At 45.8% G+C, this 6,985-nt stretch carries 6 protein-coding genes; 4 read left to right on the forward strand and 2 right to left on the reverse strand.

Annotated features, from left to right (window positions below):
* Positions 1-344: 344 nt before the first annotated feature.
* Together O9295_RS25835 and O9295_RS25840 are read left to right on the forward strand one after the other, a co-directional pair.
* A complete protein-coding gene (locus tag O9295_RS25835; protein WP_147069551.1) occupies positions 345-779 on the forward strand; it encodes a peroxiredoxin in 435 nt (144 codons plus the stop codon).
* Positions 780-975: 196 nt separating this feature from the next.
* On the forward strand, positions 976-1,980 hold the full coding sequence (locus O9295_RS25840; protein ID WP_147069550.1) for a glycoside hydrolase family 10-like protein: 1,005 nt from the start codon (positions 976-978) through the stop codon (positions 1,978-1,980).
* A 325-nt stretch (positions 1,981-2,305) separates the two neighbouring features.
* On the opposite strand, the gene cruG is transcribed toward O9295_RS25840, so the two are convergent.
* Positions 2,306-3,496 carry a 2'-O-glycosyltransferase CruG gene (gene cruG / locus O9295_RS25845; RefSeq protein ID WP_288036148.1) on the reverse strand — a complete coding sequence of 397 codons (1,191 nt, stop codon included), beginning with the start codon at positions 3,494-3,496 and terminating at the stop codon, positions 2,306-2,308.
* A gap of 1 nt (position 3,497) precedes the next feature.
* Positions 3,498-4,412: a gamma-carotene 1'-hydroxylase CruF gene (gene cruF / locus O9295_RS25850; RefSeq protein ID WP_002761825.1), complete on the reverse strand. Its 915-nt coding sequence runs from the start codon at positions 4,410-4,412 to the stop codon at positions 3,498-3,500.
* 679 nt (positions 4,413-5,091) lie between these two features.
* Between cruF and O9295_RS25855 the strand changes: the two genes are divergently transcribed.
* Entirely contained in the window at positions 5,092-5,268 is a 177-nt protein-coding gene (locus O9295_RS25855) for a hypothetical protein (RefSeq protein ID WP_288036149.1), read from the forward strand.
* Between the two features lie 15 nt (positions 5,269-5,283).
* The gene (locus O9295_RS25860; RefSeq protein ID WP_288036151.1) at positions 5,284-6,792 is read left to right on the forward strand and encodes a serine/threonine protein kinase; all 1,509 of its coding nucleotides are present in this window, start codon (positions 5,284-5,286) and stop codon (positions 6,790-6,792) included.
* Positions 6,793-6,985: the final 193 nt, after the last annotated feature.

Below are 6,985 nucleotides of genomic sequence, written 5' to 3' on the forward strand. Positions count from 1 at the left end.
CGCCCCATATTATCCCCCTCTTAGCTGACAAATATTATCCTAGGACAAATTCTCGAGGTTTGTTGTTCGTCTTCTAAGCTGTACTGTATTTAAACTGCCTGTGGAAAATAGTCGTACAAATGCTCTGGCTCCCACTTCCCCACCACCCCACCACCCCACTTCCCCACTTCCCCACTTCCCCACTTCCCCACTTCCCCACTTCCCCACTTCCCCACTTCCCCACTTCCCCACTTCCCCACTTCCCCACTTCCCCACTTCCCCTTCACCCCATCACCCCTCTCCCTGTTTTTGACCCTCATCCCTTATGATCAATATAGATTAACTTTTGTAAAGGAATCGGAGTTATGGCTTTAACCGTTGGAACAATCGCACCGAACTTTACCACCACCGACGATACTGGAAAAACCGTTTCCCTGTCGGATTTTCAAGGTAAAGTCGTAGTTTTATACTTCTATCCCAAAGATGATACCCCCGGCTGCACCAAGCAAGCGCAAAGCTTCCGGGATAACTACGAACAATACCAAGACAAGGAAATAGTAGTCTTCGGGGTGAGCAGGGATGACCAGGGTTCCCATGCACAATTTAAAGAAAAATACGGTTTACCCTTCCAATTGCTCGTAGATACCGATGGTGCTATCACCAAAGCTTATGACGTCGATGGGGGTGGCTATTCTAAGCGCGTCACCTATATCATCGATGCAGAAGGCAAAATTAGCTATATGGATGACAAAGTGAATACCGCTAGTCACGCATCGGATATTCTCTGTGTCGTCGGTTAATTTTCCCTAAAATCTTTTCTGGGTGTGTTAGGGGGGCCTAATACACCAGGTATCTATTTTTTAGTTCACTGATAATCAGTTTTTAATAACCGGATTTAGTATAACTAAATAGGGTCTGCTGATGATCAACTGAATATCAAAAATCGGACTAAAATAATACTATTATCAAATATCTTGGTGGGATTAATCGGCAATCATGGTTAAGTTTAGCAAGTACCTAAAGAGGCTTGGGATTGTTGCTGGAGTGGCTTTTTTGTTGTTGGTTACTCACCGAGCGGCTCCCCGAAAGGCAGTGGAAAATGAGCAGATGAAGGGGGTTTGGTTAACCAATATTGGCACGATATTGTTACATCACACTACGTCCTTAGACGAGGTGTTAAATCATCTTTCGCGAGCGGGTTATGACCGGGTGTATTTTAGTGTTTATGGGTTTAGGGGAACGCTTTATCCGACTTCCCAACGTCCGACGAATTGGTTGTTTGTGCCGCCGTTGAGCAATCCCTGGAGGGCAGCGGTTAAGGAGTCTTTACGGCAGGGTTTGAAACCATTTGCTTGGTTTGAGTATGGTTTGATGTTATCCCCTAAGGATCCCATTGCCAAAAAGCATCCGGATTGGCTATTAAAAACGCCCGCAGGGAAGACGGTGGTGGAAACCAATGTCTGGTTAGATCCGGCGAATCCGCAGGTACAAGCCTATCTTTTGGGGAATATGGAAGATATTTTAAAAGAAAAAGATTTGGCGGGGATTCAGTTAGATGATCATTGGGCAGTTCCGCGTGTTTTTGGTAATAAAAGTCAAGCTTTAACGAATTTAACCCGCAAGTTGCACGATCATGTCAAGGCGATTAATCCCAAGTTGGTGGTGAGTCTTTCGCCTAATCCTCACTCTTTTGCGGTGAATAAATATAATCAAAATTGGTTGGCTTGGGTGCGTCAAGGGATTGTGGATGAGGTGGTCTTACAGATCTATCGGAAAACTCCCAATCAGGTGGCGGCGAGTCTTTCGGGATCGGGACTGGCGACAGCTTCCCGGTATGTGCCGGTGGGGGTGGGTTTATATGCGGGTTGGAATCCTGATTTTTCCTTAAAGGGTTTACAAGCTCAGGTGAGGACGGTGGAGCGTCAGGGTTATGGCTATTCGTTATTTTGTTGGGAATTTGTGGTCATGCGTCATCTTTTTAATCATATTCCTCGGTTTTAAGTGAAAAGGCTAGTATAATTAAGGGTGTTAAGTAAGTGGTTCTAATTACATAGAAGATAGATTTTGCCTTCGATCTCCCCCTGCCTTCTAGGGTTGATTCATGAATCAACCCTACCCTGCCCCCCTTGATAAGGAGGGTGCCAATTCCCCCTTAATACTGGGGCTGATTCATTCTCCGAATCTAATTCTTTTTTTTGCTACTCTTAATGGCTTATGAGGTAAGCTAGGGAGTAGGGGAGTACAGGTTTTTGCTCTCATAGTAGATTGATTCATGAATCAATCTACCGTTAGAGGAGCCTCATACACCCAATGTTTATTTTCCAATTCACTGATACAATCGACCGCGCCAACTTTGGGGACGGGTAAAAGCAGAGATAAAAATGCGAATAACTGCCAGCGGATCCGCTAGGGGAGATAGCCAAAATAATCCCGAAGATAGATTAACTTTTTTCCCTCGATAGTAGCTGGGGAAAACGGCAAACAACAGGGCAAAACGAATCAATAACAGCAGCAGGTTTAAAGTCAAGACAATTTTTAAACTCAGGAAATCGTAGCCAAAAATCAAAGCTGTGAGCAGTAAAGGGGTGATAATTATCGGTAATCCCTGAGTAAGAGCTAATAAAGCTAAATCGCCCCATAATTGCCCCTGATAGGAGGCATCTTTGAGGTCAAGAGATCTGCCCCATTCGCGCCAAGTTTCCTTAAGTCCTTCGTACATCCGCACGCGAATCAACTTCGCCCCATCAAGAAATCCCACCCGATAGCCTTTCGTCGCCGCTAGACGGGCCAGGGTGACATCATCGCAAAAAGAACCTTTTGCCCCGCTATAACCGTCTAAAGCCGCTAAAACTGACCGCCGACAGAGAAAACATTGACCATTGGCCATGACTCGTTGGGGATCTTGCCCGCGCACTCCGGCCGCATCAAAGCGATAGAGCAAAGTCATCAATAAAGCCGGCTGTAACCACCATTCTCCCGGATAGGAGAGGATAAATTGCGGCGACAGGGAAACTAAATCGTAACCTTCTGCGATCGCAGCTTTAACTAAACTAGCCACTAAATTTGCTTGGGGTTGGGTATCGGCATCAATGCCCAAAATCCAGTCACTTTTAGGAGAACTAAACAAAAAACCATTGTGTAACGCCCAGGGACGACCTACCCAATCGGGAGGCAAAGGATAATCGGTTTTCAAGCGAAAGCGGGGGTCTTTTGCCGCTATCTCTTTGACTTTTTCCCGCGTACCATCTTGGGAATTGCTATCGACAATCAGAATTTCTCGCACTTCGTAACTCTGTTGACTCAATCCCCTTAAACAACCGTCAATCCTGGCCACTTCGTTTAACGTCGGCACAATCACGCTTACTGTCCCTAACATCTCCGGGGTGGGAGGTTGGGGAGTCAGGGGAGGACGACGACGCGCCCCTTTTAGCAGACGGGAAAGAAGGATAAAAAAGGCAACAGCCTGAGACAGCAGTAGCCCCAGGCAGAATGCACCGAGAATTATCTCAGTTAACAACTTATTTGGCTCCTCTCACCGATACAACGGGGATTTTTAGGGTTGTTACTTCGCTGGTTGCCACTGTTTGCCCGGAAGCAACAGCCTTGGCGCGATTATAGAGGAGTATTAAAGGCAGAATACCGGTGAGTAATCCTAAGAAAATCGGCGGATAAATACCAGCACCCATACTCATGACCGTAGCAAAGCCAAAATTACCCAAATACATCACAAAAGGCAGGGTTAAATCTTGACTTGGCAGTTTCACCGGTTGCACTTGCCAGATTAAAGTGGCTACCGTCATAAAAACACAGCCTGTACCGAACCAACCGGCAAAATTTTCATAGGGCATCCCAAAGAAGGCCCCCGGTTGTTCCCAAATCCAGAAGGGTATGGTGGTTTGACTCATGGCCGGATCTAGGACAAAATCCCATGAAGTTAATAATACCGCCCCGATAGCGATCGCTCCTAGATTTTGTAGCCATTGGGGTATAGCAAGAGTGGATAAACCAACACGAGCGATGATATAGGCACTAAAACCGAGATAAAACCAAGATAGGGGGATAGTAAAGGGTACTAAACCCGCAATTTTGTAACCTAAGCCCGAAAGATAACGATAATGACCGAAAGGAAAGCCGGTACTGGTTCCCAAAAGTTCGCTACAAAGGGATAAACTGATAGCGGGAACCATGAATCCTAACCAGTGCCACACTCCTAGAGTCCGATAGGCATAAACAGCCACCGCTGCCATTCCTAACACCATATACACCACACCCCCCCCGGCCATTGACCAAGCAAAGGCAGTTTTGCCAAAATCTGGTAAATTGGCCACAAATTCGGGATGGGGCAAAACTAGCAACAATCCCGCTAGTCCAAAAGCCATCGATACGATATGACCGATGAGCAGAGCTTTTTCGATCGCAATTAGTCGTCTCATTAAATCTCTAGCACTGCGAAAGGATAATCATTTTCAAGTTTACAAATCTTTATTAAAGAATTATTACCCAGATCGGTCACTTTCGGCAAAAAAGTTTTACAGGGGTTAGGGATTTGCCTGTAGTGGTGGTTTAGGAGTCCCTAGGCAGTCCCGATGAAAAAATTTTCACCCCCACAGATGAAAGAGGTTTCCTTCCCCACACCCTACACCCCACACCCCACACCCCACACCCTACACCCCACACCCCACACCCTACACCCCACACCCTACACCCCACACCCCACACCCCACACCCTCTTTCAAGTCAGGAGAATCAAGAACGAATAATAATCAATCAAATTGTCTATTTAGAGATTTTGTGGTACTTTATACTTAGTTTTTTCATTTTTTCAACCCCCAAAAATTAATTATGCAAGGGGCAATGACTAAAAATACCTGAAAATATAGCGTTTCCCAATCTCATAAGGTACACCAAAATCTTAACTCCTGAATCCCGAATCCTGAATCCTGAATCCTGACTCCTGAATCCTGACTCCTGAATCCTGACTCCTGAATCCTCAAAACCTAAGACTCTGTACCTCACAACTATGGGAATTGCTATATATGTTAAAAATGATGCTTTTAGCCCGAAAAAAAGGTTCTTCGGTTTGTGTTATGTAATGGACGGGGGTTATAAGGGATGAAACCCTTATATAGAAAGACATGGCTGCGATTTTTGCCAATTGTTTTCGATCTAGAACGAGCTAATCAATTAAGTCTCTTGCCAGATAAGGATTTAGTCGATTTATGCCCCCTGCTCGAACCAGACCAAGTAACGAAGAACCAAAACTCTCTCCACCAAACTGACTATAATTAACACAGTAGCCTAGCTATGTCGGCAGAATCTAGACATCGGAGTTTACTTGCCAATCGATACCAACTGGTCGAGTTGATCGGTAGCGGCGCCATGGGACAAGTATATCGAGCAGAAGATAAACTATTAGGTGGCGTAACCGTCGCCGTGAAATTACTCTCGCAAACTCTCCTCAACCAAAGAATGCGTGAGCGCTTCGAGCGAGAGGCGACTATTTCGGCACTTTTAGGCGAAAAAAGTATTCATATTGTTAAAGTTCGTGATTATGGTGTAGATGACAAGGAAGTCCCCTTCTACGTCATGGAATTTTTGCAGGGGGAGAGCATGAGTGAAATCATCAAACATCAGCCGCTGCCCCTCCCGCGCTTTCTCAATCTCACCCGTCAGATTTGTTTCGGCCTGGAATGCGCCCATAAGGGTATTATCTTCCAAGGGGAGATGTGTCCGATTATTCACCGGGACATCAAACCAAGCAATATTATGGTGATTCAGGACTCAGGATTAGGGGAATTGGTGAAAATTCTCGATTTTGGCATCGCTAAACTCATCCAATCGGGAGAATCCCAAACCCAATCGTTTATGGGAACCTTAGCCTATTGTTCCCCGGAACAGATGGAAGGTAAAGAACTCGATCATCGTTCCGATATCTACAGTTTTGGGATTATGATGTACGAGATGATCACGGGAGAAACGCCCGTTTTTCCCGATAATCCCTCCTTTGGCGGTTGGTATGAGGTTCACCACTACGCCGAACCCCGTTCCTTTAATTCTAGCTTGCAATTACCGCCAGAATTAGAACAGTTAATCCTGCGCTGCTTGGCCAAAGCACCCAGCGATCGCCCGTCAAGTGTTACAGATATACTACAACGTCTCGAACGACTTGAACCCCTAGTCAAAAATGAAATAGTCAAAAAAACCGACGATTACACCAGCAAAATCAAAACCCTTGATGATTTAAATCAAACCATTGTTTCTGCTGCTAATGCGAGGGATATCTGTCTCAAGTCCAGTTGGCCCGAGGATAAACCGCGCCAAAAAATTGTCTTCTCACGCTGTCTCCGGGCTGCTGACGGCGTTTTTGCCAGTTTATGGGTAATGTTGGATCGAGAGGATATCGCCGTCCGGGTTGCTAGTGTCCGTTATAATCAATTCCTCTTTTTACCCGCACCCCACCCGATGATTCTCTGGATTACTGTCCTCTATCATCGTCAATGGGGACCCCGCTGGTTGCCCTGTTATTTGGACTTAAAAACCCCCCAAGGTCAAAAAATGACCAAAACCCTCGCCGAAACCGGTCAATACTGGATTTTATTTTTCCCCCTCGAAGGCGGCCCTATCTGTGAAAATGTGATCACCGCTAATATTCCCGCCAATCAATGCCAAATTTTGCAGCAATGGGTGAGAGATAGTCAATTAGCCTCAGTGGGCAGCCCGCAAATTAGCAAGCGGATGTTAAAACAGAAACTCGAGCAACTTAAACCCCAGATTCTGGCCAAATTAGAGTCAGAACTGGCCGGGAAGCCCTAAAAAATCAGGGGGGTATGATGAGTTGCTGAAACGGATGTAATTTTGGGGTAATCGTTGACATCCTCGCCGCCCTAAAAGTGCGGCGATTCCTAAACCTCACGATTTAAGTTTCTGCTTCCACCACCGTCGCATACCACAGTTAAAAAACCATGTACTGTCTTACACAGAGTCCACAGACTTTCGCCCCATTTCA

It is taken from the genome of Microcystis sp. LE18-22.4A (assembly GCF_027531105.1).
Classification (GTDB): Bacteria; Cyanobacteriota; Cyanobacteriia; order Cyanobacteriales; family Microcystaceae; genus Microcystis; species Microcystis aeruginosa.